Below are 23,840 nucleotides of genomic sequence, written 5' to 3' on the forward strand. Positions count from 1 at the left end.
GGGCCGACCGGCGCGCGGCCGCCGTCAGGTCGGCCGCGGCGCCGCGGTCCGCACAGGTGCGGGCGCCGCCCGCGTGCTTCCCACCGTGTCAACGGAGAGCCGTCCGGCTGGAATCGAGACCGCTGATGTCCTCATCCACTCAGGTCCGCGACAGGAACACCGCCGGGTTGGCCAGTGGCGTGGTCGCTGCCGCCGCCGTGCTGCTGCTGATCGCCGGCTTGCTGAACATCTTCCGCGGGATCATGGCGATCGCCGGGGACGACATCTTCGTACGGACCCCGAACTACGCCTTCAGGTTCGACCTGACGAGTTGGGGCTGGATCCATCTGGTCCTCGGCGTCCTGGCCATCGCCATGGGCGCCGCCCTGTTCCGCCTGGCGACCTGGGCCCGCGTGCTGGGCGTCGTCGTGGCGGGCCTGCTCATCGTCGCCAACTTCCTCTCCATTCCCTCCTACCCGTTCTGGTCCATCACCGTGATGGCCGTCTGCGGTTTCGTCATCTGGGGGCTCTGTGTGGTCCGCGACGACCGGACGCCGAGTGGCTGAGCGGCCTTCCTCGGAGGGCCGTTCATGCTGCTGCCGGTTCGATTCCCGTGGACAGCCGCACCATGGTGGCGAGTTGACGGTCCGGATGACGTGCCGGCCGGTTGGTGCTGCCGTTGTTCGGGTCGTGGCTGTCAGCCGGCTGCCAGGATCTCCACACCGCGCGCTCTGAGTTGCTCGACGACCGCGTCGTGGGGGTCGGCGTCGGTGATCAGTCCGCTGACTTTCTCCCAGGGCAGCACGCGGAACCGCGAAGCCGTGCCGATCTTCTCGCGGGAGGCGAGGATGTAGGTGTCCGCCGCCCGCGCGGCGAGGGCGCGCTTCATCGCGGCCTCCTCGACGTCCGCGGTGGTCAGTCCCGCTTCGGGGTGCACGCCGGTGACGCCGAGCAGGCACAGGTCGGCGGAGATGTTCTGCGCGGCCTCGACCGCGGCGGCACCGCAGGCGACCGCCGAGTGCTTGAAGACGCGGCCGCCGAGCAGGAAGAGCTCCGCCTGCGGATGGTCGAGCAGGGCCGCGGCGATCGTCGGGCTGTGGGTGATCACGGTGCAGGCCAGGTCCTGCGGGAGCGCGCGGGCGACGGCGAGGGCGGTGGTGCCGCCGTCGAGGATCACTGTGCCGCCCGGCCGCACCAGAGCGGCGGCCACCGCGGCGACCTTCCGCTTGCCGTCCGGGGCCACGCTCTGCCGCGCGGCGTAGTCCACCACCGCCGGCGACACCGGAAGCGCGCCGCCGTAGACCCGCTGGCACAGTCCCTCGGCGGCGAGGTCGCGTAGGTCGCGCCGCACGCTGTCCTCGGAGATGCCCAGTTCGGCGGCGACGTCCTTGGCGACGATCTTGCCCTGGCGGGCGAGCAGGCCGATCAGGTGGTCGCGTCGTTCAGCAGCCAGCATCCGTATTCTCTCCTGTTCTTGCACGTTTCTGCATGTATGGTAGCGCCCATGACCGACAAGCCCATGCTCATCCTGATCGCCGGCCCTTACCGCTCCGGCACCGACGGCGACCCGCAGGCCATGGCCGCCAACCTCGCCCGCCTCGAAGCCGCCGCCTGGCCGGTCTTCGCCACCGGCCACCTCCCCGTGATCGGGGAGTGGATCGCCCTGCCCGTTCTGCGCTCGGCCGGCGCGGGCCCCACCGACCCCCTCGCCGATCAGGTCCTCTACCCGACCGCCGACCGCCTGCTCGCACGCTGCGACGCCGTGTTGCGCCTGCCGGGCGACTCCACCGGGGCCGACCAGGACGTGGCAACCGCCCGCCGCCGCGGCCTGCCCGTCTACCACGACGTGGCCGAGATCCCCCGCCGCACCCCGCGGGAGACCGTGTGACGACCCGCCCCGGCATCGACGCCCCCGACCACCGCGGCCGCACCGGCCTCGACCAGGCCGGCCGCGACCTGGACCGCAACCCCGACGTCCGGATCCGCGAGGTCGAGCTCACCTCCCACGGCTGGCACGTGCTGCGACGCACCACCTTCGACTACCGCCGCCGCGACGGACGCTGGGAGACCCAGCAGCGCGAGACGTACGACCGCGGCGACGGCGCCGTCGTCCTGCCCTACGACGCCGGACGCGGCTGCGTCCTGCTCACCCGCCAGTTCCGCTACCCGGCCTACGTCAACGGCCACCCCGACGGCATGCTCGTCGAAGCAGCCGCCGGGCTGCTCGACGCGGACGACCCGCCCGCCGCCGTCAGACGCGAGTGCGCCGAGGAGCTCGGCGTCACCCTCGGCCCGCTCACCCACGTCCTCGACGCCTACATGAGCCCCGGCTCCGTCACCGAACGCGTGCACTTCTTCGCCGCCCCCTACACCCCGGCCGACCGGACCGGGACCGGGGGCGGACTCGAGGAGGACGGCGAGGACATCGAGGTCCTCGAACCGACCTTCGCCGAGGCCCTCGCCATGACCCGCGACGGACGCATCACCGACGGGAAGACCATCCTGCTCCTGCAATGGGCAGCCCTGGAGGGGCCCTTCGCCCCCGCGGCGGGCGGCTGCTGACAACAGCCCGTGGACTCCGAACGGATCGTCAGCAAGGCGCGGACCAAGGCTGATCGGACGCCCGGACCCGGCCTCGACCCCGCCCCGACCCCGCTATGACACCGCTCACACCGAATTCTGACTCTCCGTGAACATGGCTGGTCAGTAGCGGTGCGACGCCCCTCGGCCAGCTCCCATGGCCGAATTCGTCAGTAGACCGTCATTGCCGCCACCCTGCGCCGGATACAGGCTGTGACCGTGCATCAGCGACGTGTTGTGGTGGTGGTCTATCCAGGGGCGCAGGCACTGGACATAGCGGGGCCGATCGAGGTGTTCGACACCGTGAATCGCAGGCTCCCCGAGACGGGCGTCCGCTATCGGATCGAGTTCGTCTCCGCCGCTGCGCCGCTGGTGCGGACCTGTTCGGGCATGGTGGTCGCGGCAGAGCCGCTCGACACGGGAGAGGGCCCGATCGACACCCTCCTCGTCCCGGGCGGTTGGAGCCTCAAGGAGGCCTTGGCGGACCGGGAGCTGGTCGCGTGGATCCGCCAGGCGGCCACCCGGTCGCGTCGGGTCGCCTCGGTGTGCGGCGGGGCGTTCCTGCTCGCCGAGGCCGGCCTGCTCAAGGGGCGGCGCGCCACGACTCATTGGGCCTACTGCGAGGAGATGGCCCAGCGGTACCCGGACGTGACGGTGGACCGTGAGCCGATCTTCGTCTGGGACGGCCGGTTCGTCACCTCGGCCGGGGTGTCCACCGGGATAGACATGGCCTTGTCCCTGGTGGAGGCCGATCACGGTGCGGCCCTCGCGCTGGACGTGGCGCGGTTCCTGGTCCTCTTCTTCAAGCGGAACGGCGGGCAGTCGCAGTTCAGTGCCGTCCTGGAGGCCCAACTCGCCGATCGCGCACCGATTCGCGCTGCGCAGGAGTGGATCCTCGAGCACCTCGAGCAGCCGCTGCCCGTACCCGAGATCGCCGAGCGGGCCAATATGAGCGTGCGGAACTTCGCCCGGGTGTTCCGGCGCGAGGTGGGTACGCCCCCGGGCCAGTACATCGAACAGATGCGGATCGCCCGGGCCCGCAAGCTGCTGGAGACCACCGAGCTGCCGGTCGCCCAGATCGCACGCCGCTGCGGCTTCCCGGCCCCCGAGACGTTCTTCCGCTCCTTCGGCCGGGCCCTGGAACTGACCCCGAACGAATACCGGCACCGCTTCCAGACCATCTCGCCGTCCGGCCACATCGTCCGGTCCGGCCAATCCGACAGGAGCTCCGCATGACTGCCGAGGCCAGGCTCGTCGACTACCTGGCGAGGGAGCTGGCCAGGGCCGGCGTCCGGCACGTGTTCGGTGTCGGTGGCGCGAACATCGAGGACCTGTACGACGCCCTGCACGCCACCGGCGACGTGATCCGCACCGTCGTGGCCAAGCACGAGTTCTCCGCCGCCACCATGGCGGACGGGCAAGCCCGGGCCACCGGGCGGCTGGGCGTCGTCGCTGTGACCTCGGGGGGTGGAGCGGTGAACCTGGTGCCAGGGCTGGCGGAAGCGTATGCCTCGCGAGTGCCGGTGCTGGCGTTCGTGGGACAACCGCCCACCGGGTCGGAGGGGTTGGGGGCGTTCCAGGATTCCAGCGGCAAGGCGGGCTCCTTGGACGCGCGTGCGCTGTTCGCCCCCGTGACCCGGTTCTGCGCCCGGGTCGATGACGCGAACTCGATCCCCGAGCTGCTGGCCCGGGCTGTCGCGGCGGCCCAGCGCGACCCCAAGGGGCCGGCCGTGCTGCTGCTGCCCAAGGACGTGCAGCAGGCGCTGGTCGAGCTCCGGGAACCGGCACCGGCCGCGCCGCGGGCCCGTGCGGAACCCCGCATCCAGGACAGCACGGTGGCGGTGCTTCGCGGCGCGGAACGCGTCCTGGTGATCGCGGGCGAGGGCGTCGCCTCGGCCGACGCGCGGGCGGAGCTCGCCGAGGTGGCGCAGCGGCTCGGCGCCTGGGTGGCGGTCACCCCGGATGCCAAGGACGTGTTCGACAACCACGACGCCCGGTTCGCCGGAGTGGCCGGGGTGATGGGTCACCAGAACGTGGGGCAGTGCCTGCGGCGGGCCGATGTCTGCCTGCTCGTGGGCACCCGGCTGCCGGCCATGGCCCGCGGCGGCCTGGAGCAGGCCCTGGCCGGGACCCCGGTCATCTGCATCGATCCCGAGCCGCCGTTCGTGCCCGGGGTCTTCGTTCGCGGGGAACTGCGGGACACCTTGCGGGTGCTGGCCGCACGCCTCGACCCCGGTCCGTGCCCGTCGCCCGAACACGCCGGCCCCACTCCCCTGCCGACCCCGCGCACCCCGCGCACCCCGGCCACCTCCTACGCCTCGGCAGTGGCCTCGGTCGAGGCCGCGCTGCCACCGGACGCCCACGTCTTCGTGGACGCCGGAAACGCCGGGGCCAGCGCGATCCACCTGCTCCCCGCCCCTCGCCACGGCCGCTTCGTGGTGGCCGTCGGCATGGGCGGCATGGGCTACACCTTCGGTGCCGGTATCGGCGCGGCGCTGGCCACCGGGCAGCGCACCTACGTGATCGCCGGTGACGGCGCGTTCTTCATGCACGGCATGGAGGTCCACACCGCGGTCGAACACGCCGCACCCGTCACCTTCGTGATCTTCAACAACAACGCCCACGCCATGTGCGCCACGCGTGAGCAGCTGTTCCTCGGGGCGGCGCACCCCAGCAACCTGTTCCGCCCGGCCGACATCGCCGCGGGCGTGGCACACATGTTCCCCGGCCTGGACGTGACCCGGGCCGACGACAGCGCACAACTGCGCCAAGCGTTGCTGCGGACCAACGCGGGCAGCGGTCCCGCCTTCGTCACCCTGGATTTCGACCCCGCCGAGATACCACCGTTCCTGCCCTTCCTGAACACCGCCGGCCGAACGCCGGCCGAGAACGAGGAGACCGCTGATGAGCGCGGACCAGTCCGTGTTGGCTGACATTCCCGGCCTGACCAGGGTCGAGAACACCGGCCTGGAACAGCTGATGGCCCGCTGTGCGGAACTGACCCGGCCCGCCTACCCGCACGGTGAGGTCTACGGGACGTACTGCACGATCCAGGAGTACGTCGACTGTCCGCCCGAGCAGGTGTACGAGTACCTGAAGCAGGGTCACCACCTGGAGGAGTGGACGTTCAGCCTGCGGAACTTCGGACCCACCGGGACCCCCGGGCTCTGGGTCGGTGACGACCGTCTGGAGGAGCGGACCCGGATCTTCTGCAGGGTGGAGACCAACGCCGAGGCCATGACGGTGGACTTCCACTGCTCCTGGGACCAGGGTGACGAGCTCTGGATGGTCTACCTGATGCGCGTCGTGCCGGCCCAACTGGTGTTCGGCAAGCCCGGCTCCGTGATCACCTGGACCAACTGCCGACACCCGTACTACGACGCCAACCCCCATCCCGGACTGGCACCGCGGGCCGACCGACCGTGGGTGGGCGACTACTGGGACCTCTTCTACGCGGGCCACACGGTGGAGATGGGGAACCTCAAGGCGATCCTGGAACACCGCCACCGCAACGGCCTGCCGATCAGCTCCTCCCCCGCCACGGCGGTGGTGCGGTGACCACGGTCAGCCTCACCGACGTCGCCGGCTACCTGCCCGGCGAGCCGGTCCCCGCCGAGTTCTACACCGAGTACCCCGGCGCGGAGGACAAGCTCCGCGACAACCCCATGTTCAGGGTCCCCCCGATGCGGCACCACGTGGCCGCGGACGAGAGCAACGTGGACATGGTCGAGCGCGCGGTCGCACCCCTGATCGAGCGACACGGGGCGGACGAGATCCGCTCCGTGGACGTCCTGCTGATGCACAGCCAGCTTCCGGACACGCCGTTCGTGGGGGCCGGGACCGAGGTGGCACGCCGGCTGGGACTGAAGCCGCAGTGGCTGATCGACGTGGCCAACGCGGGTTGTGCGTCCTTCGTCCACATGCTCGAACTGGCCCGGCAGATCCTCACCACCACCGACGCCAGGACCGCGCTGATCTGCAACGCGCAGAGCGCCGCCGGCCAGCTGTTCACCCAGTCCAACGTACGCCGGCTCGCCCAGGCGGCGATCCCCGGAGACGGCTGCGGGGTGGGGTACGTGACCACCTCGGGAACCTCCCCGGTCCTGGACCTGGTCACCCGTCACATCAGCGACTACGGGGGCGACATGACGGCCGTTCTCGACGACGGCCGCAAGTACTGGGAGCCCGGCGAATCCCAGCTGCGGATCGGCTTCACCGAGGCCGCCATCGCGAAAGTCCTGGAGCGTGGCAACCGCCTGGTGCCGGAAGTGGTCACCGACCTGTGCCGACGCCTCGGGGTCAGCACCACCGAGATCGACCTGCTGGTGACCAACCAGCCCAACCGCACCTTCCTCCGCAACTGGCGGGAGGCACTCCAACTGTCGGAGCGCCGCCACCCCGACACCTTCGACAGCTGCGGAAACCTGTTCGGTGCGGCGATACCCATCACCCTCGACCGCGCCATCCGTTCGGGACGGCTCAAGGACGGCGACCTGGTGGTGCTGGGCGGCTTCGCGCACGCGGGCGACTACGCGGGCGCGGCCGCGATCCGCTGGAGCACCGGCCGCTCCGCCTCCTCGGCCGGCGGGACACCCCCACTGGCGTGAGCGGGAGCGTGAACGCTGTCGGCACGGGTCGCGCCGTGCCGACAGCGTGGTTCAACGCCGGTGCAGGACGAGGCGGGTGGCGAGGCCGCCGCCCACACCGGCCAGCACGGCCAGCGGCAGCCACCAGGCGGGCCAGGGCAGCAGTCCGAGCGAGGCGTCGAGCGACCAGCGGCCGGGTCCGGTGGCGGACAGCGCCGCACCGATCGTGACCAGTACCAGCGGGTACTCGAACCCGTCGTTCTGCACCCACAGCCCGTGCGGCCGCTTGACGGTCAGCGCCACCGTCATCACACCCATCGTGCCGGCGGCGGCCAGCGGCGTGAGCAGACCCGCCGCGAGCAGCAGTCCGGCCCCGATCTGGGTGCCTCCCGCGGTGAGCGCGGTGAACACGCCACCGCGGAAGCCGTCGCCGCGGAACTCCTCGGTACCGCCGGCCAGCCCCCGGCCGCCCAGGTGGAAGCTGACCTTCTGGACCCCGTGCCCCGCGACCAGCAGACCGGCGACCAGCCGGAGCAGCAGGAGACCTGTGTTCACTGGTGAACTCTCTTTCTGTGGTGACTGGTTGCCGGTCAGCCGGCCGCTTGCTCGTTGATCATGGTCTGCGCGTAGACCACGCCCAGGCCGTAGGCGCCGGCGTGCTCCTTGACCACGTCCAGCACCGGCAGGTAGGTCTCGGTGCGGGCCCAGTCACGCTGCAGCTCCAGCAGCACCTGGATCCAGGTCACCGGCACCGCGCCGGCCGCCGTCATCCGCTGCACGGCGTGCTCGTGGGCCAGCGGGCTCACGCCGCCGGAGGCGTCCGAGACCACGTACACCTCGTAGCCCTGGTCCAGGGCCGACAGGGCGGGCAGCACCAGGCACACCTCGGTCCACAGGCCGGCGAGGATGATCTTGCCGCGCCCGGTGGCCTTGACCGCCTCGACCAGCGCCGCGTCCTCCCAGGCGTTCATCGAGGTCCGGTCGACCACCTCGTGGTCGGGGAAGACCGCCTTCAACTGCGGCAGGATCGGACCGGAGAAGGACTCGGCGGCCACCGTGGAGAGCACCACCGGGACGTCGAAGACCCGGGCGGCCTTCGCCAGGCCGACGGTGGCGTTGATGATCGCCGTGCGGTCGCCGCTGCCCGTGCCGAAGAACATCTGCGGCTGGTGGTCGACGAACAGCATCATCGAGTTGTCCGGCGTCAGCAGATCGGAGCTGGGGGCGGCGTGCACGAAGTCGAAGTCGACCATGGCGGTTCTCTCTTCCGGCTGAGGGGATGTGCGGAGGGGGTGTGCTGAGGGGGTGTCACGGGGACGTCGGAACAGCCAGGACGCTATCCGGAGGCACCCGGACATCTCTTCTCCCGCCGTGCCCAGGACCGTTCCCACACTGCACGGGCTCCCGTCCGCCGCCGGTCCCGGCGCTGCCCGCCCGGTCGCTGCCCGCACAGGACAGCGCCGGTGCGTGCAGAGCAAAGTCGCGGCTCGACGTCGCCCTACGTTGACTCGTGCCAGAGCCCAACGGGCCGTGCGGCTCACGCTGTCCGGCCTGGACGACAAGGAACCGCTCGCCTTCATCGGCGACTGACCGACCGGCCTTCGAGAGCGTTCGAGAGCGAGAGACCCATGTCGAGCATGCCCGTTGCCGGGATCCGCGCCGGCCACCCCGACCAGCCCGCCGACCTGGTGGTACGCAACGCCAAGGTGTACACCGGCGACCCGGTGCGCCCGCGGGCGAGCGCGGTCGCGATCCGCGACGGCCTGATCACCGCCGTCGGGGACGACGCGGACGTCATACCGCGGATCGGCCCGCGGACCCGCGTCGTCGACGCGCTCGGGCGACGCGCCGTCCCGGGCCTCAACGACTCGCACCTGCACGTCATCCGGGGCGGCCTCAACTACGTGCTGGAGCTGCGCTGGGACGGCGTGCCGACGCTGCGCCAGGCGCTGGCCATGCTCCGGGCCCAGGCCGAGCGCACCCCGCCCGGCCAGTGGGTACGGGTGGTCGGCGGCTGGTCCGCCGACCAGTTCGCCGAGCGCCGGCTGCCCACGCTGAGCGAACTGAACGCCGCCGCGCCCGACACCCCCGTCTTCGTCCTGCACCTGTACCAGTCGGCGCTGATGAACCGCGCGGCACTGCGGGCCGCGGGCTTCGACCGCGACACCCCGGACCCGGCGGGCGGCCAGATCGTGCGCGGCCACGACGGACAGCCGACCGGCCTGCTGCTGGCCGCCCCCGGCGCCCTGCTGCTCTACTCCACCCTCGCCAAGGCGCCGACCCTGGACGAGGCGGAGAAGGCCGCCTCCACCCGGCACTTCCTGCGCGAGCTCAACCGGTTCGGGCTCACCTCGGCGATCGACGCGGCCGGCGGATTCCAGAGCTTCCCGGAGAACTACGGCACCGTCATGCAGCTCGCCCAGCAGGGCGAGTTGACGCTGCGGATCGCCTACCACCTCTTCCCGCAGACCGCCGGACAGGAGCTGGACGACCTGGCCCGCTGGGTGGCCACCGTCCGCCCGGGTGACGGGGACGAGTGGCTGCGCCTCAACGGTGCCGGGGAGAACCTCACCTGGGCGGCGGCCGACTTCGAGAACTTCACCGAACCGCGCCCCGAACTCGGCCCGTACGAGGCCGGGTTCGAGCAGGCCGTGCGGCTGCTGATGGAACACGGCTGGGGTTTTCGGCTGCACGCCAGCTACGACGAGACGATCCGCCGCGACCTGGCGGTCTTCGAGAAGCTCGCCGCCGAGGGCCTCTTCCCCGGCGGGAACCGGTGGCTCTTCGACCACGCCGAGACCGTCTCCCCCGCGAGCCTGGACCGGATCGCCGCGCTCGGCGGCGCCCTGTCGGTGCAGAACCGGATGTCCTTCCAGGGCGAGGCGTTCGTGCGCCGCTACGGCGCCGCGGCGGCCGCCCAGGCGCCGCCGGTGCGGGCGATGCTGGAGCGCGGGCTGACGGTCGGCGCGGGCACCGACGCCACCCGGGTCTCCTCCTACAACCCGTGGGTGGCGCTGCACTGGCTGGTCTCCGGACGGGCCGTCAGCGGACGCACGCTGTCGCCGTCCGCCAACCGGCTCAGCCGCGAGGAGGCGCTGGAGCTGTACACCCTGGGCGGCGCCCGGCTCACCGGCGAGCAGGAGGTCAAGGGCCGGCTGCGGGTGGGCTGCTACGCCGACCTCGCGGTGCTCAGCGCCGACTACCTGACGGTGGAGGAGGCCGACATCCCGCACATCGAGTCCGTCCTCACCGTGGTCGGCGGGCGCATCGTGCACAGCGCCCAGGAGCACGAGGGCATCGCCCCCGAGCTGCCCGCCGTGGTCCCGCTGTGGAGCCCGGTGGCGCGCTTCGGCGGCTACCAGGCCACCCCCGCGCCCAGCCTCACCGGCGTCCGGCAGGCCGAGCTGCTGATCACGGCCGCCGCGGACTCCGAGGAGCAGCGCGAGTGGCGGCAGGCTCGGGGCCGGCTCGTTCCCGGCCAGGGCGGGCCGGCCCTCGACGACCCCTGCTTCCTCTGATCCGCATCCGCCGTGCGCCACGGGGCTCCGCACTCCTGGTGGCGCACGGCGCCAGACCGCCTTGAGGGAACCCCCGATGACGACCCATCAGTCCGAGAGCGCCGTGGCCGCCGCGCAGATCCGCGACCGCCACCCGCTGGCCCTGGCGCTGTTCGCGCTGACCGCGGTGAGCGGCCTGATCGACGCGGTCAGCTACCTGGGGCTCGGCCACGTCTTCACCGCGAACATGACCGGGAACGTCGTCGTGGTCGCCTTCGCCCTCGTCGGCACGCCCGGCTTCTCGATCGCGGGCTCACTGACCTCGCTGGCGGCCTTCCTGCTGGGCTCGGTGCTGGCCGGCCGCCTGGCACTCAGGCATCGCGACCACCGCCGGGCGCACTGGCTGCGCGCCGCGCTGCTGGCCGAAACGGCACTCCAGGGCGTGGCCACCGCCATCGCGTTCACCGCGGGCGGCCAGCCGCGGCAGGAGGCGCTGATCGCGCTGCTGGCCGTGGCGATGGGCCTGCGCAACGGCACAGTCCGCAAGTTGGGCGTGCCGGACCTGACCACGACGGTGCTCACCCTCACCCTGACCGGCATCGCCGCGGACTCCTCGCTGGCCGGCGGCGCCAACCCCCGCCTGAGCCGGCGCCTCTACGCGGTCCTGGCGATGCTCGCGGGCGCCGCTCCCGGAGCCGCGCTCGTCAGCCACGGACACCTCGCCTGGGCCCTGCTGGCCGGCACGGTCCTGGTCGCCGCGATCGCGGTCGGCTACCGCGAACGCGAACGCGAACGCGAACGCGACTGAGGCGGTCGTCCGCTCTCACTCTCGCTGTCAACCCCCGATCCCGGAAGGACACTTCACATGCCCATGCGTCTGCCCATGCGTCTGCCCCTGCGCCTGCTGACGGCGGTCACCGCCGCCACCGCCCTGGCCTTCGCGACCGCTCCGTCAGCCCCTGCGGCGTCGAGCGCCGCCCGCCCCGGCACCGGCATCGCCGTCGGCCCCCAGTACGACTCGACCCACGTCTACGTGGCACCCGGCACGATGGACTCGTTCATCAGCAGTTGGGAGTCCACCTTCGGCGGCACCAACACCACGCAGGTCCTCGCCGACGTCACCCCGACCCCGAGCCAGACCAAGTCCGAGCTCGTCCTCTCCCCGGTCGGCACGCTGTCCGTCTTCGACTACCAGACGCCCATCCCTTACCCGTTCGGCGTCGAGCGCACCGGCTGGCTCGTCACGGACCTGGACCGCGGCGTGCGCAAGGCCGAGGCGGACGGGGCGAACACGGTCGTCACGCCGTTCGCCGACCCGATCGGCCGCGACGCGATCGTGCAGTTCCCCGGCGGCATCGACGCGCAGCTGTACTGGCACACCAAGGCGCCCTCGTACCCGGCACTCGCGTCCGTGCCGGAGAACCGCCTGTACCTGCCGAGCAGCGCGATCCGCTCCTTCCTGCACACGTACCTGGCCTTCACCGGTGGCACGGTGGTCTCCGACGACAAGCACGCACCGGGCGCCGAACTCGGCCTGCCCGGCACCACCTACCGACGGATCCGGATCAGCTCACCGTTCGGCGACACCTCCGTCGCGGTCACCGACGGGCACCTGCCCTACCCCTTCGGACGCGAGGCCACCGGCTACACCGTGACCGACCTCACCACGACCCTGACCAAGGCCCGGGCCGCCGGCGCGACCGTGCTGTGGGGGCCGTACACCTCGGCGCAGCGCGACAGCGCGATGGTGCAGTTCCCCGGCGGCTTCATCGCCGAGCTCCACGACGGCGGCCCGCGCCCGTGAGCCGGACCTGCGCGCGTGCTTGATCACCATCTTGTTGAATGCTAAATTAAATCCGTAGCCCGGGCCAGCAGCCCGCAGCCCGACAGCAGGAGGAACGATGGCCAGCAGCGTCATGGACAACCCCGACCGGTCGCGGTTCGAGATCACGGACGACGGCGAACTCGCCGGCTTCGCCGAGTACTTCCGGCACGAGAACGAGATCGCCTTCATCCACACCGAGATCGACCCCGCCTTCGCGGGCCGCGGCCTGGCCGGCACGCTGGCCCGCGCCGCCCTCGACTCCGCCCGGGAGCAGGGCGCGGACGTACTCCCCTACTGCCCCTTCATCCGCGGCTGGCTCGGCAAGCACCCGGACTACGTCGACCTGGTCCCCGAGGCTCAGCGCGCCCGGTTCGGCCTGTGACCGCCGCCCCGACCACGGCCACCGCCCCGGAGTTCGTCCGGGCGGCGGCCGTGGTCGCCACCAGCACCGGCGAGGACTACCGCGTCGACATCCGCTCCGGGCGCCACCGCCTGGCCGCCGACGAGCCGCAGTCCAACGGGGGTGCCGACACCGCCACCACGCCGGTCGGCCTGCTGCTGTCGGCGCTCGGCTCCTGCACCGCCATCACCCTGCGGATGTACGCGCAGCGCAAGCAGTGGCCACTGGAGAGCCTCCGAGTCCACCTCGGCTACGAGAAGGGCCCCGACCGGACGGCCCGGATCACCCGGCGCATCGACCTGGTCGGCGAGCTGGACGAGGCGCAGCGCGCCCGGCTGCTGGACATCGCCGAGCGCACTCCGGTCACCCGGGCGGTGTCCGGCGGCACACCGATCGTGGAGGAGCCCGCACGCCATGAGTGACCCCGACCAGACAGCCCCCACCCTGCGCGGCGGGCGCGAGGAGGTCCCGGCCGGCCCCGTCCGGGAGCTGCTGGCGCCGCGTGAGACCGCACTGGGCGGCAGCACCGTGGTGCGCCGGCTACTGCCCAACCTCGGGCGGCGGATGGTCGGCGCCTGGTGCTTCGTCGACCACTACGGCCCCGACGACATCGCTGACGAACCCGGCATGCAGGTCCCACCCCACCCGCACATCGGCCTGCAGACCGTCAGCTGGCTGCACCAGGGCGAAGTCCTGCACCGCGACAGCCTCGGCAGCCTGCAGACCGTCCGGCCACGCGAGTTGGGCCTGATGACCTCAGGCCGCGGCATCTCCCACTCCGAGGAGTCCCCGCGCCCGCACGCGCGCCTGCTGCACGGCGCCCAGCTCTGGGTCGCCCTGCCCGAGGCCCACCGCCACACCGCCCCCGCCTTCGAACACCACGCCCGGCTCCCCGAGATCAACGCCGCCGGCCTGCACGGCACCGTGATCCTGGGCTCGGTGGATGGCGCCGTCTCACCGGGCACGACGTACACCCCGCTGGTCGGCGTCGACCTCACCCTGCGCGAAGGCAGCTCCACCCGGCTCCCCCTGGAGCCCGACTTCGAGTACGCCGTGCTGACCATGTCCGGCCTGACCGAGGTCGACGGCGTCCGCCTGGAACCCGGCTCGATGCTCTACCTGGGCAGCGGACGGCGTGAGTTGCCGCTGCGCGCACTGGCCGACGGCTCGCTGCTGCTGCTCGGCGGCGAGCCCTTCGAGGAGAAGCTCGTCATGTGGTGGAACTTCATCGGCCGATCCAGTGAGGAGATCGCACAGGTACGATCTGACTGGATGGAAGGGTCGAGGTTCGGAGAAGTGCACGGCTACGACGGTGGCCGCCTGGCCGCACCGCCGCTGCCGTCGATGCCCCTCAAGCCGCAGGGAAGGGCACGCTGAGCTGGCGTTTTGTTCGGTGGGGCGGATGCGTTCGCCCACTGTCCGGGTGCCGGCAGGCTCGACCGCGACTGGCGGTGGAGGCCTCGCTCAGCTGGGTTCGATGACGCCCGCAGAGGCCCGTGAGCGCCGGAAGCGAGTCTCGTGTTCAGCTGCCTTTAACAGTGTCCAGTAGTACTGATGCTGACCTTTTGCTGACCTCTGAATGAAGTGAGGTCTATACCATTTGGTCTAGACCTCACCTGCAACAAGGCTGATGCTCGCAACCGCTGACGTGTAGTCAGATCGTCATCGCTTTCACCCTCTGGCACTCGATCGCCGACCTGGTCGACGCGCCCCAGACTCACGCCGCCCTCAAGGAGACCTACGGGCAACCGGGTTCGAGGATCCTGCGCCGCGACTACCGGCCGCTGGCCAAGCTGTGGGCCGGCATGGACGAGTCCAGCCCGCTGGACCTCGGCTGGGCGGTGGAGAGCCTCACGGGGGCCGTCACCGAACGGCCTTGACCCCCTCCGGCGGCAGGATCCGGAGCTCCGTCCCCGTGACCAGTGCAGACCCGGGTCCTCGGGAACTCGCAGAACGCGCTGCCGCACTGTACGTCCCGGTCCGCACCGGTCGAGCCGGCCACACGCTCCGGCTCTTCCGGCGGCGCGACGGCCGCCGCTGCGCCATCGCCTTCAGCTGCCCCGAACAACTGACCGCGCTGCTCGGGCCGGCCCACCAGTTCGTGCGGCTCTCCGAGCCGGCGCTTCGGGCCCTGACGGAGCCGCTCCGCGCCGCCCTCGTCCTGGACCCGCGACTGATCTCCCAGCCGATCACCGCCCCACCCCCCGCCCACCCGGCCCCCGTTCCCTCTCAGCGGTGAATCCGGTCCGAGGCGGCCGGACTCCATTGGCCGGCGGAGGTGGTCCCGAGGCAGCCGGGGGCGTCGTAGGCGTGGTGGAAGCCGGGCGGAGCAGCTCGGCGATCGGGAGGTCGGCGGCTCGGAAGTACGGCACGGTGACCCTCGGCGGGAAGCAACCTGGGTAGCGAAGCCGGACTCCTCGACCTGCCTCCCGGCCGCGTTGCGGTACCGGATCTTGTACTCGTGCGGGCACTTGGACCACCTCGCCCGAGGGTGCTCGCACTCCTTGAAGAAGGTGCCCATACCCCGGGCCAGGGTCCTGGTTGCCATGGTCGTTCGACTCCCCGCTTACCGATGCTGACGGTTTGGCGACGGGGATGGTCCACCAGGTCCCTGACCTGCGCGAAAACGGCAAGGCCGTGATATGTGGCGGAACTTCATCGGCCGCACCGGCGAGGAGATCAACCAAGCCCGCGAGGACTGGCTGACCGGCACCCGCTTCGGCACCGTGCACGGCTACGACGGCGACCGGCTGGCCGCCCCCGCGCTTCCCCAACTGCCCCTGAAACCACGGGGACGAGTGCGCTGAGCTGGGGATTGCTCGCCGGCGTCTCCGGATGCCGGTTCCACTGGTCGGCCAAGAGCCTCTTGTCCGGTCGTCTGCAACCGGGTTCGGTCAGACCGAAGCGCCGCACGGTCAGCCCTGAGTACAGCGGCTCTTCACAGACGAGGGTGTAGCGGTCGGGAACCGTGAACCGGTACCCGTGCTGACCGGTCAGCGACCCAAACGGGCCGCGAGACCGTCGAGCACGCAGTCCAGGCCGAACGTGAACTCGACGTCAGGGTCGAGTTCCTCGCCTTCGAGGACGCGGCGGGCGAGCATCGGGTGCTCGCCCGCCGCGAGGACCTCGCTGATATAGGGGCCGACGCTGCGCTGCCACTGCTCCTCGGTCAGGCCGGTGCGCTGCTCGGCGCGCCGAGCGGCCTGCTGTGTGGCCACCGAGCCGAGCACGTACGCGCGCACGGCGCCGAGCGCCCGCGAGGCCAGGGTGATGTCGGGCGTGAGCGCGACGGCGGCGCGCAGCGCGGATTCGGACCGCCGCAACGAGTTGGGGCCGAGTGCGGGCCGGCCCGCCAGCTCTCCCGCCAACCATGGGTGCCGCAGCAGGGTCGTGCGCAGCGAGTGCGCGACCGCGGCCAGGTCGGCGCGCCAGTCCCGCGTGGGCTCGGGGAGCGGGTCCTCGCCCTGGGCCGCGTCGACCATCAGGTCCACCAGTTCGTCGCGGTTGGTGATGTAGCGGTAGAGGGTGGCCGTCCCGGAACCGAGGTCGCCCGCGACCCGGCGCATCGACACCGCGGCCAAGCCCTCCGCGTCGGCGACGGCCAGCGCGGCGGCCACGTACTGGTCCACCCCCGGCGCGCGTCGGCGCGGTTCGGGGCGGGGCCTGGCCCACACCGTCGAAGGAGCGGGTTCGGTCATCGGGTGGTTCCTTTCCTCATTGCCCGGCATTCTATCTTCTGGCTACGATGTAGCCATGACGGAAACGGTGTATCCAGAAGTGCCGCTGCTCGTGGTCGGTGGCGGCAGTGTCGGGCTGCTCACCGCGGCGCTGCTCGCCCACCACGGCGTCCCCGCAGTGCTCGTCGAACGCCGCTCGGGGCCGTCGGTCCACCCGCGCGCCACCGGTATCGGGCCCCGGACGGTCGAGATCCTGCGTGAACTCGGGCTGGACACCGCCGTCGACGCTGTCGCGGTCGACCTGCGGGGCGCCACGGCGAAGGCGGTGGCGCGGACCGTCGTCGAGATGGGCGCGGGCGATGTCATGACCGTGCCCATGCCGATCCCGTCCGCCACCGAGCCGGACACGACGCCGTTCAGGCTGCGCGGCGTCTGCGCACAGGACCGCCTCGACGCCGCGGTGGCGGCCGACCTGGCGCGCCGCGGGGCGGATCTGCGCTGGTCGACCCGCCTGGTCGGCATCGCGCAGGACGCCGACGGAGTCGACGTCGAACTGGAGGGGCCCGACGGCCGCTACTCACTGCGCTGCGCGCACGTGGTGGCCGCGGACGGCACGCACAGCGCCGTGCGGACCGCGCTCGGCGTGGGCACCTCCGGGGCGGGCGACCTGGGCAAGTCGAAGATCAACATCCTGTTCCGTGCCGACCTCCGACCCCATCTGCGGGGGATGTCCTTCGGCACCTGCACGATCACCACGCCGGAGGCACCCGGCCTGCTGGTGACCGTGGACGGAGCGACCACCTGGGTCTTCCACGTCACCTGCGACGTGGACGGGGGCGAGCGGCCCGAGGACTTCACGGACGAACGCTGCGTCGCGGTCGTCCGCGCGGCGGTCGGCGATCCCGACCTCGACGTCGAGGTGCGCAGCGTGCTCCCGTGGCGGCCCCGGAGCGCTCTGGCCGACCGCTTCGCCGTCGGCCGCGTGTTCCTGGTCGGCGACGCCGCGCACACCGTGGCGCCCCTGGGTGCGTTCGGCCTCAACACCGGCGTCGCCGACGCCCACAACCTGGCGTGGAAACTGGCCGCCGTCCACCACGGCGAGGCGGGCGCCGGTCTGCTCGACACCTACGCGCGGGAGCGCGAGCCGGTCGCCGCGGCGACGCTGGACCAGGCGATGCGCAGGTTCGCCGACCCGGCGCTGCACTGGGGGCGTGGACCCGAGGCCGACGCCGCCAGGGCGGCGGCGGGGGTGTGGGCGGCGCCGGTCGTGCACCTCGGCCAGCGGTACGACTCGGCCGCCGTCGTCGATCCGCGGCCGGAACTCCCGTCCACGGTCGACCTGGTGGCGGCGCTGGACGGGTCGCCGGGTTCACGGGTGCCCCACGCGTGGGTCGACGGGGTCTCCACGCTCGACCTGGTCGCGTCCCGGTGGACCCTGCTGGTGGGCGCCGCGGGCGACCGGTGGCTCGCCGCCGCGGCGGGCGTCGGCCTGCCGGCCTACCGGGTCTCCGCGCCGTGGCTGTCCGACGACGGGGCCCTGCTCGTGCGACCGGACGCGATCGTCGCGATGCGGGTCACGGCGCCGGTCCCGGATCCGGCGCGGTTCCTCGCCGACGTCCTGGACCAGGTGCTGGCCAGCGTGCCGAGCCCACAGTCGGCGGCGGGGAGCATCAGCGGATCCGCACGGTGGTCCGAGTCATCGTGCGGATCCGCCCGCCTGATCGACCACGTCGCCCGACCCGAGTCGTGCGACTTCTCGGCGCGGGGGGAGTCAGTCGCGGGTGCCCAGGGTGTCGCGTGAGACCTGCCAGAGCAGGGCGGCCGCCGCTGGGTCGAGGGCGAATTCGGCGACGCCGGTACGAGCGCCGAGTTCGCCGCGGACGGCTTCGTTGCAGTCCTCGAAGTAGCGGCCGCTGACGCCCTCCAGCAGTGGCGAGGCCGCCAGCAGGACGGAGGTCGCCGCCCCCTGCTCCGTCGTCTTCCACTTCAGCTCCGCGCCGCCGGCGGCCTGGGTGCGCAGTCGGGCGAGTTCCTCGTCGGAGACGTAGCGCTGGAGGTTGGTGCGGATGCCGCCGGGCATCAGGGCGTTGACGGTGATGCCGTCCGCCGCCCAGCGCTTGGCGGCCTCGACCGCGAACAGGACGTTGGCGGTCTTGGACTGGCCGTAGGCGGACCAGGGCTCGTAAGGGCGCGAGCGGAAGTGGATGTCCTCGAAGACGACCGGGGAGCGGTGGTGGGCGCTGGAGCTGACGGCCACGACGCGCGCGCCACCGTCCCGCGCCAGCGCCGCGTGCAGACCGGTGGCCAGCGCGAAGTGCCCGAGGTGGTTGGTGGCGAACTGGAGTTCCCAGCCTTCCGGCGTGCGGAGCTCGGGCGAGGCCATCACGCCGGCGTTGTTGACCAGGATGTGCAGCGGCCCGTCCCACCCGGTGACGAACGCGGCGACGGATGCCTGATCGGCCAGGTCCAGTGCCGCGACGTGGATGTCCTTGTTGCCGGTGGTCGCGCCGATGTCCTCGGCGGCGCGGGCGCCTGCGGCGAGGTCCCGTACGGCCAGGGTGACCTGGGCGCCGGCCGAGGCGAGGGCGCGTGCGGTCTCGACGCCGATGCCGGAGGCTCCGCCGGTGACGACGACGCGGCGGCCGGTCAGGTCGATGCCGGAGATGACCTCGGCGGCCGTGGACTCGGCGCCGAAGGGGGTGGTGAGGCGCGGGGTGGGGATGTTGGCGTTCATCGTCGTTCCCGTCTGGCTGGAGGTCTGGAGCTGGGGTGCGCGGGGCAGGCAGCCGGTAGAGTGAGAACCGGAGGACCCTCCGCATATCTCAGACTAAGCGGAGGAACCTCCGCTTGCAACCGACCGCGCCCCCGAATGGAGCAGCCGGCCGACCGCCCGCGGACCAGAAGGAGAACCGCCGTGACCACCGCCGACCCCCGGCCGCTGCGCGCCGACGCGCGCCGCAACCGCGACCGACTGATCGAGGTGGCCGCGCGGGCCTTCACCCAGGACGGGCCCGAGGTGACGCTGGAAGCGATCGCCAAGGAGGCAGGCGTGGGCATTGGCACCCTCTACCGCCATTTCGCCACCCGCGAGGAGCTCGTGGAGGCGGCGTATCGCAGCGAGCTCGCCAAACTCTGCGGCTCCGCCATGGAGCTCCTGGCAACCATGGAACCTGACGCCGCGTTGCGCGCTTGGATGGACGGTTTCGTCCACTACATGACGACCAAGCGCGGGATGTCCGACGCGCTGCGTGCCCTCATCGCCTCCGGCGGCGACCCGTTCTCGCACAGCCGCGCGATGCTGACCACCGCGATCACCGAACTCCTGCAAGCCGGCACCGCGACGGGTGTGCTGCGCGCCGACGTCGAACCGGCCGACGTACTGTTCAGCCTCAGCGGCCTGTCCCTGGCCGCGACGACCCCGGAGCACCGCGCCCGGATGGCACGCCTCCTCGACCTCCTGATGGACGGCCTCCGCTACCGCGCCGTATCCGACTGACCGACCCGTCGCGGCCGGACCCCGAAGAGCCGATCGCCCGCGTCGCCGCACGCTTCCCGGGAGCACCTCGGGGCCACCGAAGCCTTACTGGACCACCACGCGCATCGTGGATGTGGACACGCGCCATCTCCCCGCACGAACCGATCAGACGGAATGGGCGACGCGAGGCCGGGGGACTTCGGGCGTTAGGCCGCGTATGGATGCAGCCCTGGTTGCCGGTCAAGGACCCGCTACGGGCGTTGCGGGTCAGATCGCCCGCATCCTGCGCGAGAAGCTCCCCCACCGAAGCCGCCAAGGTGCCCACCCGCACCATGCCCGACACCGTCGTCAAGCTGCTCGCGCGGCGCAACCCGCAGATGGCGATGCTGCGCGCCGAACTCGGCCGCACCAGGCTCGTCGACAGCGGCAAGGCACGCACCCAGCTCGGCTGGCAGCCCCGCCCCACCGAACAGACGATCACCGACACCGCCGCCACGCTCATCGCCGCAGCACGAAAGGACCGGGCAGCATGATGCTCCCACCAGTGCGGCGCACTTCCGTTCCCGCCTACTCACTGGCCGAGCGGGGCAGGCGCTGGAACCTGGCTCGCAGCTTCATGGAAGCAGAGGGCCTCGACGGATTGGTCGTGTTCGGCGAAGGAGACGCAGGACACCCGCACCCCTCGCCTTCGACAGCTGGTTCACCAATGATCGACCGGGCGTCCTTCTCCTCTTCCCCCGCGAACAGACACCGATGGCGCTCGTGCCGATCCCGACGCCGGTACCAGCACGAGGGTCTCCGCCGAGAGCCACGAACTGCTCACCCTGGCCCAGTTCGGATGGCCTGTCCGGGGTGGCAGGTATCCTCCCGCCACGGTGGCCAGCACCGCACCCGATCGTCGGGGCGGCACCCGGACAGGGCCGCCGTCCCGACCATCGTCGGGACGTTCAGTAGATCTTGATCCCGTCCACCTCGATCCCGTCCGGGTAGTGCGGCCAGGTGTAGACGGTCCACTTAGCGATCGGCGAGTCCGGCTGCCACCTGCCGTCGCCGTGCCACTGGACGACGTTGTTGCCGGTCGAGAGTTGGATCATCCACCCGAGGAAGTACTGGCCGCCGCCCCACTCGTCCGTCCCGGCGTTGGCCCAGCAGTAGTCATGGTTGTCGTTGTTGTCGGCGCCGGCGTCGTGCCCGTAGGCGTCCACGAAGTCCGAATTCGGGGAGCACGTGACGCGGCCGATCGCGGAAGCCGGCGACGTGGTGGCGAAGGTGAGTGAGGCCGCCGTCACGAGGGCCGTCAGGGCGGACAGGAACACTCGTGCAACTCTTCGGTTCATGGCAGTTCTCCTTGTTCTCGTCGTGCCGAGGGGGGTGGATGGTGAGGAGTTCGGTTCAGGGCGAGGGAGACAGGGCCAGCAGGTGTGCCACCTGGTCGATCTGCTCCCGGACCTGTCTCTGGTAGCCGGTCAGGGCTTCGGCGTTGGCGGACACGAGCTGCTGCTGGTATCCGGTGAGGACGGCGAAGTAGACGGCGGCGAGTCCCGCTGACCGCGTGCAGGACTCGTCGGCCGTGGCTTCCGCGATCTCCGTCGCGGTCGGACTCTCCGTCTTCCAGGGGCCGTTGGCCAGTCTCTCGGGAGCGTCGGTCGGATGCCCCGCTGTGCTCATGCAGGCCGACCAGCGATCCCGCGCGGCGCCGACCCGGCTGTCCTCGGCCGCCTGCCGGAACGACCGGTTGAACAGGTCGTGGGTGAGTCTCCAGCCCTTGGTCCCGGCGAGAGAGGGCAGTTGCTTGTCCGCCTTGTCGTAGCAGGTGTTGTAGTCCTGCAACGCCTGGCCGCTCGGGCCTTCGGTGGCCGGGAGCGGCACGGCGACGTGGAATCCGATGCGCTCGGCGGTCGTGGTGCCGATGTAGCCCCAGGCGCCGGCCGGGTGGATCGCTTCTTTTTCCTCGTGCGTCTTGGTGATGGTCCGAGTCGTGTTCCGGCTTGAATAGTCCGCGTGTCCCAGGCTTTTCATACAATGGGTGATCAGCACCTCGTTCGCCTGGTACAGCAGGACGTCATCCTGCTCGGAAGTTCCGTAGGCGGAAAGCGGCAGCTGCATCAGCCCGTCGTATCCGGTGGCGGGCACTGTAGGCGTGGCCGCGATGGTCGGCCGGGCCATGTCCGCGGCGCTACCGGTGAGATCAGAGGAGCAGCCGGAGGTCAGAAGGCCGGCAGCGATCACGGCGGCACCGGCCACGCCGGCCACAGGCCGGATCAGGAAATCTTCATGGCGTCGAGTCCGCCCCTCCGGGATGGTGGGGAAAGTAATAGGCATACGTCCCAACCTGACAGACCGTCGGCGAACGACGCGTACGACCGGGCAGGCGCCCATCGCCGACTGCGTGAGAACCTCCCTCCATACTGTGCGTCCACGGAGGGCATTGTGTCTATTCCCGCGCGTACTTGACGTGTCATCAGAACCCGAAAGAGGGACTCGACCGAAATCATGTCCGAATTACCGTGCGTCGACAGCAGCCTCGTTGAGGATGTTGATGCGTGCAAGTGGCCTGTGGACCTCCCACTCGGCGACCTGGCCGAGGACTCCGAGGCGGGTGAGCGCCACCTGAGCGTCGGCGACGCGAGTCTCCAGCGGGCGCACCGAGTTGATGGGTGCGTCCGCAGCCGAGACTGCCGGCTCCTGCGGGGGCCAGGGCAGGTGCGTCCGCAGGTATGCCGCCATGATCGCGAGACCGCCTCGTAGTCACGGACGGAATGGTCGGCGACCCGCCACAGTGCGTAGATGCCTCCGATCCGCCCGTCCGGCCTCTCGCTGCCCGGCTGTTCCACGGCCCAGCTGAAGCGGTCGGTGACTTGGCCCTCCCGGGTGGCGTTCAGCCCGTCCTGACTCACGTGCGGCTGCCGCCAGGTGGCATAGGCGCCGAACAGGACGACGGCACCACCGATCACTTGAAGCAGCGTGGTGCGCTCGTGTTCACGGCAGTCAACCGGTCTGCGGCGGCGAGCCGGGCACCAGCGAGGTCGTGGTCGACGACCAGTCCTGGAAGCACCAGGAGCGCAACCGACAGCACAGCCAGACCGGCCACCACGACCGAGACCACGACAACGGCCCGACCCAGCCGCTGACGGCCATGAACAGATCCCCCCATAGCCACCGGTTCCTGGGGCAGGACCGGACCCGTGAGCCCATGTGGTCAGAGCCTTAGCTGAGGTCTGCGACCGCCGCGCGGAGTTCGTCGAACGTCGCTCGCGTGAGGGCTGCCAGCTCGCCGGGGTTGTCGTGGCGGGCAGGGTCCGCCCACCGTGCGTATCCCAGCCTGAACGCGAGCACGCCCAGTTCGGCGGCCACCTGGGCCGTGGCTTCCGCAACGCCCCGCCGCTTCAGCGCGTCGACCATCGCCGCGGCCATGCCGGCGCTCTTCAGCGCCTCGCGACTGCGCAGTTCCTCGTTCGCCTCGATCGCCGCGTGCAGCAGCGGACCGAGCGAGCGGTTGAACGCCGTCATCTCCCCCGACGCGCGCTCCAGGCCGGCCGCGACGGCCGTCATCGGCGTCGCCTCGCCGGGAGCGGCGTCGATGCCTTCCGCCAGCAGTCGGCTCAGGGCCTGCTGCCCCGCGGTGAGGATCTCGCGCTTGTCCGCGAAGTGGCGAAAGAACGTGCTGCGCGTCAGTTCGGCGCGCTCGGCGATCTGCGCGACCGTCGTCTCGTCGTAGCCCTGCTCGGCGAACAGCCCGAGCGCCGCCACGACCAGACGCTGACGCGCATCCGGCTTCCATCTAGGCATGTGGCCATCCTAGACGACGGGACATGTGTCGC

General features: G+C 71.4%; 25 protein-coding genes and 1 pseudogene. 18 read left to right on the forward strand and 8 right to left on the reverse strand.

Annotation, left to right across the window (positions count from 1 at the left end; all coding sequences use genetic code 11):
* The first annotated feature begins 125 nt into the window (after window positions 1-125).
* Window positions 126-545: a DUF7144 family membrane protein gene (locus tag OG403_RS00875; protein WP_329560539.1), complete on the forward strand. Its 420-nt coding sequence runs from the start codon at window positions 126-128 to the stop codon at window positions 543-545.
* Between the two features lie 131 nt (window positions 546-676).
* Here OG403_RS00875 and OG403_RS00880 read toward each other — a convergent pair whose 3' ends face one another.
* Window positions 677-1,435, reverse strand: coding sequence for a DeoR/GlpR family DNA-binding transcription regulator (locus OG403_RS00880; RefSeq protein WP_329560541.1), 759 nt, complete (start codon window positions 1,433-1,435; stop codon window positions 677-679).
* Window positions 1,436-1,483: 48 nt separating this feature from the next.
* Between OG403_RS00880 and OG403_RS00885 the strand changes: the two genes are divergently transcribed.
* From OG403_RS00885 to OG403_RS00910, 6 genes are all read left to right on the forward strand, one after another.
* Entirely contained in the window at window positions 1,484-1,867 is a 384-nt protein-coding gene (locus OG403_RS00885; RefSeq protein WP_329560543.1) for a DUF4406 domain-containing protein, read from the forward strand.
* Window positions 1,864-2,541 (forward strand): NUDIX domain-containing protein, encoded by a 678-nt coding sequence (locus tag OG403_RS00890; RefSeq protein ID WP_329560544.1) that lies wholly within the window; start codon window positions 1,864-1,866, stop codon window positions 2,539-2,541. The genes OG403_RS00885 and OG403_RS00890 overlap by 4 nt, the downstream gene beginning before the upstream one ends.
* A gap of 237 nt (window positions 2,542-2,778) precedes the next feature.
* Window positions 2,779-3,795, forward strand: coding sequence for a GlxA family transcriptional regulator (locus OG403_RS00895; protein WP_329560545.1), 1,017 nt, complete (start codon window positions 2,779-2,781; stop codon window positions 3,793-3,795).
* Window positions 3,792-5,492: a thiamine pyrophosphate-binding protein gene (locus OG403_RS00900; protein ID WP_329560547.1), complete on the forward strand. Its 1,701-nt coding sequence runs from the start codon at window positions 3,792-3,794 to the stop codon at window positions 5,490-5,492. The genes OG403_RS00895 and OG403_RS00900 overlap by 4 nt, the downstream gene beginning before the upstream one ends.
* The gene (locus tag OG403_RS00905; protein ID WP_329560548.1) at window positions 5,464-6,117 is read left to right on the forward strand and encodes an SRPBCC family protein; all 654 of its coding nucleotides are present in this window, start codon (window positions 5,464-5,466) and stop codon (window positions 6,115-6,117) included. The genes OG403_RS00900 and OG403_RS00905 overlap by 29 nt, the downstream gene beginning before the upstream one ends.
* The gene (locus OG403_RS00910) at window positions 6,114-7,166 is read left to right on the forward strand and encodes a ketoacyl-ACP synthase III family protein (RefSeq protein ID WP_329560549.1); all 1,053 of its coding nucleotides are present in this window, start codon (window positions 6,114-6,116) and stop codon (window positions 7,164-7,166) included. Before OG403_RS00905 ends, OG403_RS00910 begins: the two co-directional genes overlap by 4 nt.
* Window positions 7,167-7,217: 51 nt before the next feature.
* On the opposite strand, the gene OG403_RS00915 is transcribed toward OG403_RS00910, so the two are convergent.
* A complete protein-coding gene (locus OG403_RS00915) occupies window positions 7,218-7,700 on the reverse strand; it encodes a DoxX family membrane protein (RefSeq protein ID WP_329560550.1) in 483 nt (160 codons plus the stop codon).
* A 35-nt stretch (window positions 7,701-7,735) separates the two neighbouring features.
* The gene (locus tag OG403_RS00920; protein ID WP_329560551.1) at window positions 7,736-8,398 is read right to left on the reverse strand and encodes a hydrolase; all 663 of its coding nucleotides are present in this window, start codon (window positions 8,396-8,398) and stop codon (window positions 7,736-7,738) included.
* Window positions 8,399-8,773: 375 nt separating this feature from the next.
* On the opposite strand from OG403_RS00920, the gene OG403_RS00925 reads away from it, so the two are divergent.
* The 8 genes and pseudogenes from OG403_RS00925 to OG403_RS00960 all read left to right on the forward strand — a co-directional run.
* Window positions 8,774-10,663: an amidohydrolase gene (locus tag OG403_RS00925; protein WP_329560552.1), complete on the forward strand. Its 1,890-nt coding sequence runs from the start codon at window positions 8,774-8,776 to the stop codon at window positions 10,661-10,663.
* A 76-nt stretch (window positions 10,664-10,739) separates the two neighbouring features.
* Window positions 10,740-11,450, forward strand: a complete 711-nt coding sequence (locus OG403_RS00930; RefSeq protein WP_329560554.1) for a YoaK family protein — start codon at window positions 10,740-10,742, stop codon at window positions 11,448-11,450.
* 57 nt (window positions 11,451-11,507) lie between these two features.
* A complete protein-coding gene (locus tag OG403_RS00935) occupies window positions 11,508-12,446 on the forward strand; it encodes a glyoxalase (protein ID WP_329560555.1) in 939 nt (312 codons plus the stop codon).
* A 97-nt stretch (window positions 12,447-12,543) separates the two neighbouring features.
* Window positions 12,544-12,849, forward strand: a complete 306-nt coding sequence (locus OG403_RS00940) for a GNAT family N-acetyltransferase (RefSeq protein ID WP_329560556.1) — start codon at window positions 12,544-12,546, stop codon at window positions 12,847-12,849.
* The gene (locus OG403_RS00945; RefSeq protein WP_329560557.1) at window positions 12,846-13,289 is read left to right on the forward strand and encodes an OsmC family protein; all 444 of its coding nucleotides are present in this window, start codon (window positions 12,846-12,848) and stop codon (window positions 13,287-13,289) included. Before OG403_RS00940 ends, OG403_RS00945 begins: the two co-directional genes overlap by 4 nt.
* On the forward strand, window positions 13,282-14,244 hold the full coding sequence (locus tag OG403_RS00950) for a pirin family protein (RefSeq protein ID WP_329560559.1): 963 nt from the start codon (window positions 13,282-13,284) through the stop codon (window positions 14,242-14,244). The genes OG403_RS00945 and OG403_RS00950 overlap by 8 nt, the downstream gene beginning before the upstream one ends.
* A gap of 538 nt (window positions 14,245-14,782) precedes the next feature.
* Entirely contained in the window at window positions 14,783-15,106 is a 324-nt protein-coding gene (locus tag OG403_RS00955) for an SAV_915 family protein (protein WP_329560561.1), read from the forward strand.
* Between the two features lie 403 nt (window positions 15,107-15,509).
* A pseudogene (locus OG403_RS00960) lies at window positions 15,510-15,674 on the forward strand (pirin family protein); the annotation flags it as partial.
* Window positions 15,675-15,860: 186 nt separating this feature from the next.
* Here OG403_RS00960 and OG403_RS00965 read toward each other — a convergent pair.
* Window positions 15,861-16,565, reverse strand: a complete 705-nt coding sequence (locus tag OG403_RS00965) for a TetR/AcrR family transcriptional regulator C-terminal domain-containing protein (protein ID WP_329560562.1) — start codon at window positions 16,563-16,565, stop codon at window positions 15,861-15,863.
* A gap of 55 nt (window positions 16,566-16,620) precedes the next feature.
* Here OG403_RS00965 and OG403_RS00970 point away from each other — a divergent pair, with 55 nt between their 5' ends.
* A complete protein-coding gene (locus OG403_RS00970) occupies window positions 16,621-18,345 on the forward strand; it encodes an FAD-dependent monooxygenase (RefSeq protein ID WP_329560563.1) in 1,725 nt (574 codons plus the stop codon).
* On the opposite strand, the gene OG403_RS00975 is transcribed toward OG403_RS00970, so the two are convergent.
* The gene (locus OG403_RS00975) at window positions 18,316-19,278 is read right to left on the reverse strand and encodes an SDR family NAD(P)-dependent oxidoreductase (protein WP_329560565.1); all 963 of its coding nucleotides are present in this window, start codon (window positions 19,276-19,278) and stop codon (window positions 18,316-18,318) included. The two genes, OG403_RS00970 and OG403_RS00975, sit on opposite strands and share 30 nt — an antisense overlap.
* A gap of 180 nt (window positions 19,279-19,458) precedes the next feature.
* Between OG403_RS00975 and OG403_RS00980 the strand changes: the two genes are divergently transcribed.
* Together OG403_RS00980 and OG403_RS00985 are read left to right on the forward strand one after the other, a co-directional pair.
* Entirely contained in the window at window positions 19,459-20,040 is a 582-nt protein-coding gene (locus OG403_RS00980; RefSeq protein ID WP_329560567.1) for a TetR/AcrR family transcriptional regulator, read from the forward strand.
* A 311-nt stretch (window positions 20,041-20,351) separates the two neighbouring features.
* Window positions 20,352-20,552, forward strand: coding sequence for a hypothetical protein (locus OG403_RS00985; protein WP_329560568.1), 201 nt, complete (start codon window positions 20,352-20,354; stop codon window positions 20,550-20,552).
* Window positions 20,553-20,966: 414 nt separating this feature from the next.
* Here OG403_RS00985 and OG403_RS00990 read toward each other — a convergent pair whose 3' ends face one another.
* From OG403_RS00990 to OG403_RS01000, 3 genes are all read right to left on the reverse strand, one after another.
* A complete protein-coding gene (locus OG403_RS00990) occupies window positions 20,967-21,356 on the reverse strand; it encodes a hypothetical protein (protein ID WP_329560569.1) in 390 nt (129 codons plus the stop codon).
* Window positions 21,357-21,411: 55 nt separating this feature from the next.
* Window positions 21,412-22,341 carry a hypothetical protein gene (locus tag OG403_RS00995; protein WP_329560570.1) on the reverse strand — a complete coding sequence of 310 codons (930 nt, stop codon included), beginning with the start codon at window positions 22,339-22,341 and terminating at the stop codon, window positions 21,412-21,414.
* Window positions 22,342-23,226: 885 nt separating this feature from the next.
* Complete coding sequence (locus OG403_RS01000; RefSeq protein WP_329560571.1) at window positions 23,227-23,808, reverse strand: TetR/AcrR family transcriptional regulator; 582 nt, start codon at window positions 23,806-23,808, stop codon at window positions 23,227-23,229.
* Between the last annotated feature and the right edge of the window lie 32 nt (window positions 23,809-23,840).

Origin of the sequence: Kitasatospora sp. NBC_01266 (assembly GCF_036242395.1) — a bacterium.
GTDB lineage: Bacteria > Actinomycetota > Actinomycetes > Streptomycetales > Streptomycetaceae > Kitasatospora.

Excerpts from the sequence above, each read along its gene's own strand:
- OG403_RS00875 (WP_329560539.1), top strand. The coding sequence starts at position 126 with ATGTCCTCATCCACTCAGGTCCGCGACAGGAACACCGCCGGGTTGGCC.
- OG403_RS00880 (WP_329560541.1), bottom strand. The coding sequence starts at position 1,435 with ATGCTGGCTGCTGAACGACGCGACCACCTGATCGGCCTGCTCGCCCGC.
- OG403_RS00885 (WP_329560543.1), top strand. The coding sequence starts at position 1,484 with ATGACCGACAAGCCCATGCTCATCCTGATCGCCGGCCCTTACCGCTCC.
- OG403_RS00900 (WP_329560547.1), top strand. The coding sequence starts at position 3,792 with ATGACTGCCGAGGCCAGGCTCGTCGACTACCTGGCGAGGGAGCTGGCC.
- OG403_RS00905 (WP_329560548.1), top strand. The coding sequence starts at position 5,464 with ATGAGCGCGGACCAGTCCGTGTTGGCTGACATTCCCGGCCTGACCAGG.
- OG403_RS00920 (WP_329560551.1), bottom strand. The coding sequence starts at position 8,398 with ATGGTCGACTTCGACTTCGTGCACGCCGCCCCCAGCTCCGATCTGCTG.
- OG403_RS00925 (WP_329560552.1), top strand. The coding sequence starts at position 8,774 with ATGTCGAGCATGCCCGTTGCCGGGATCCGCGCCGGCCACCCCGACCAG.
- OG403_RS00930 (WP_329560554.1), top strand. The coding sequence starts at position 10,740 with ATGACGACCCATCAGTCCGAGAGCGCCGTGGCCGCCGCGCAGATCCGC.
- OG403_RS00935 (WP_329560555.1), top strand. The coding sequence starts at position 11,508 with ATGCCCATGCGTCTGCCCATGCGTCTGCCCCTGCGCCTGCTGACGGCG.
- OG403_RS00940 (WP_329560556.1), top strand. The coding sequence starts at position 12,544 with ATGGCCAGCAGCGTCATGGACAACCCCGACCGGTCGCGGTTCGAGATC.
- OG403_RS00950 (WP_329560559.1), top strand. The coding sequence starts at position 13,282 with ATGAGTGACCCCGACCAGACAGCCCCCACCCTGCGCGGCGGGCGCGAG.
- OG403_RS00965 (WP_329560562.1), bottom strand. The coding sequence starts at position 16,565 with ATGACCGAACCCGCTCCTTCGACGGTGTGGGCCAGGCCCCGCCCCGAA.
- OG403_RS00970 (WP_329560563.1), top strand. The coding sequence starts at position 16,621 with ATGACGGAAACGGTGTATCCAGAAGTGCCGCTGCTCGTGGTCGGTGGC.
- OG403_RS00975 (WP_329560565.1), bottom strand. The coding sequence starts at position 19,278 with ATGAACGCCAACATCCCCACCCCGCGCCTCACCACCCCCTTCGGCGCC.
- OG403_RS00985 (WP_329560568.1), top strand. The coding sequence starts at position 20,352 with ATGCCCGACACCGTCGTCAAGCTGCTCGCGCGGCGCAACCCGCAGATG.
- OG403_RS00990 (WP_329560569.1), bottom strand. The coding sequence starts at position 21,356 with ATGAACCGAAGAGTTGCACGAGTGTTCCTGTCCGCCCTGACGGCCCTC.
- OG403_RS00995 (WP_329560570.1), bottom strand. The coding sequence starts at position 22,341 with ATGCCTATTACTTTCCCCACCATCCCGGAGGGGCGGACTCGACGCCAT.
- OG403_RS01000 (WP_329560571.1), bottom strand. The coding sequence starts at position 23,808 with ATGCCTAGATGGAAGCCGGATGCGCGTCAGCGTCTGGTCGTGGCGGCG.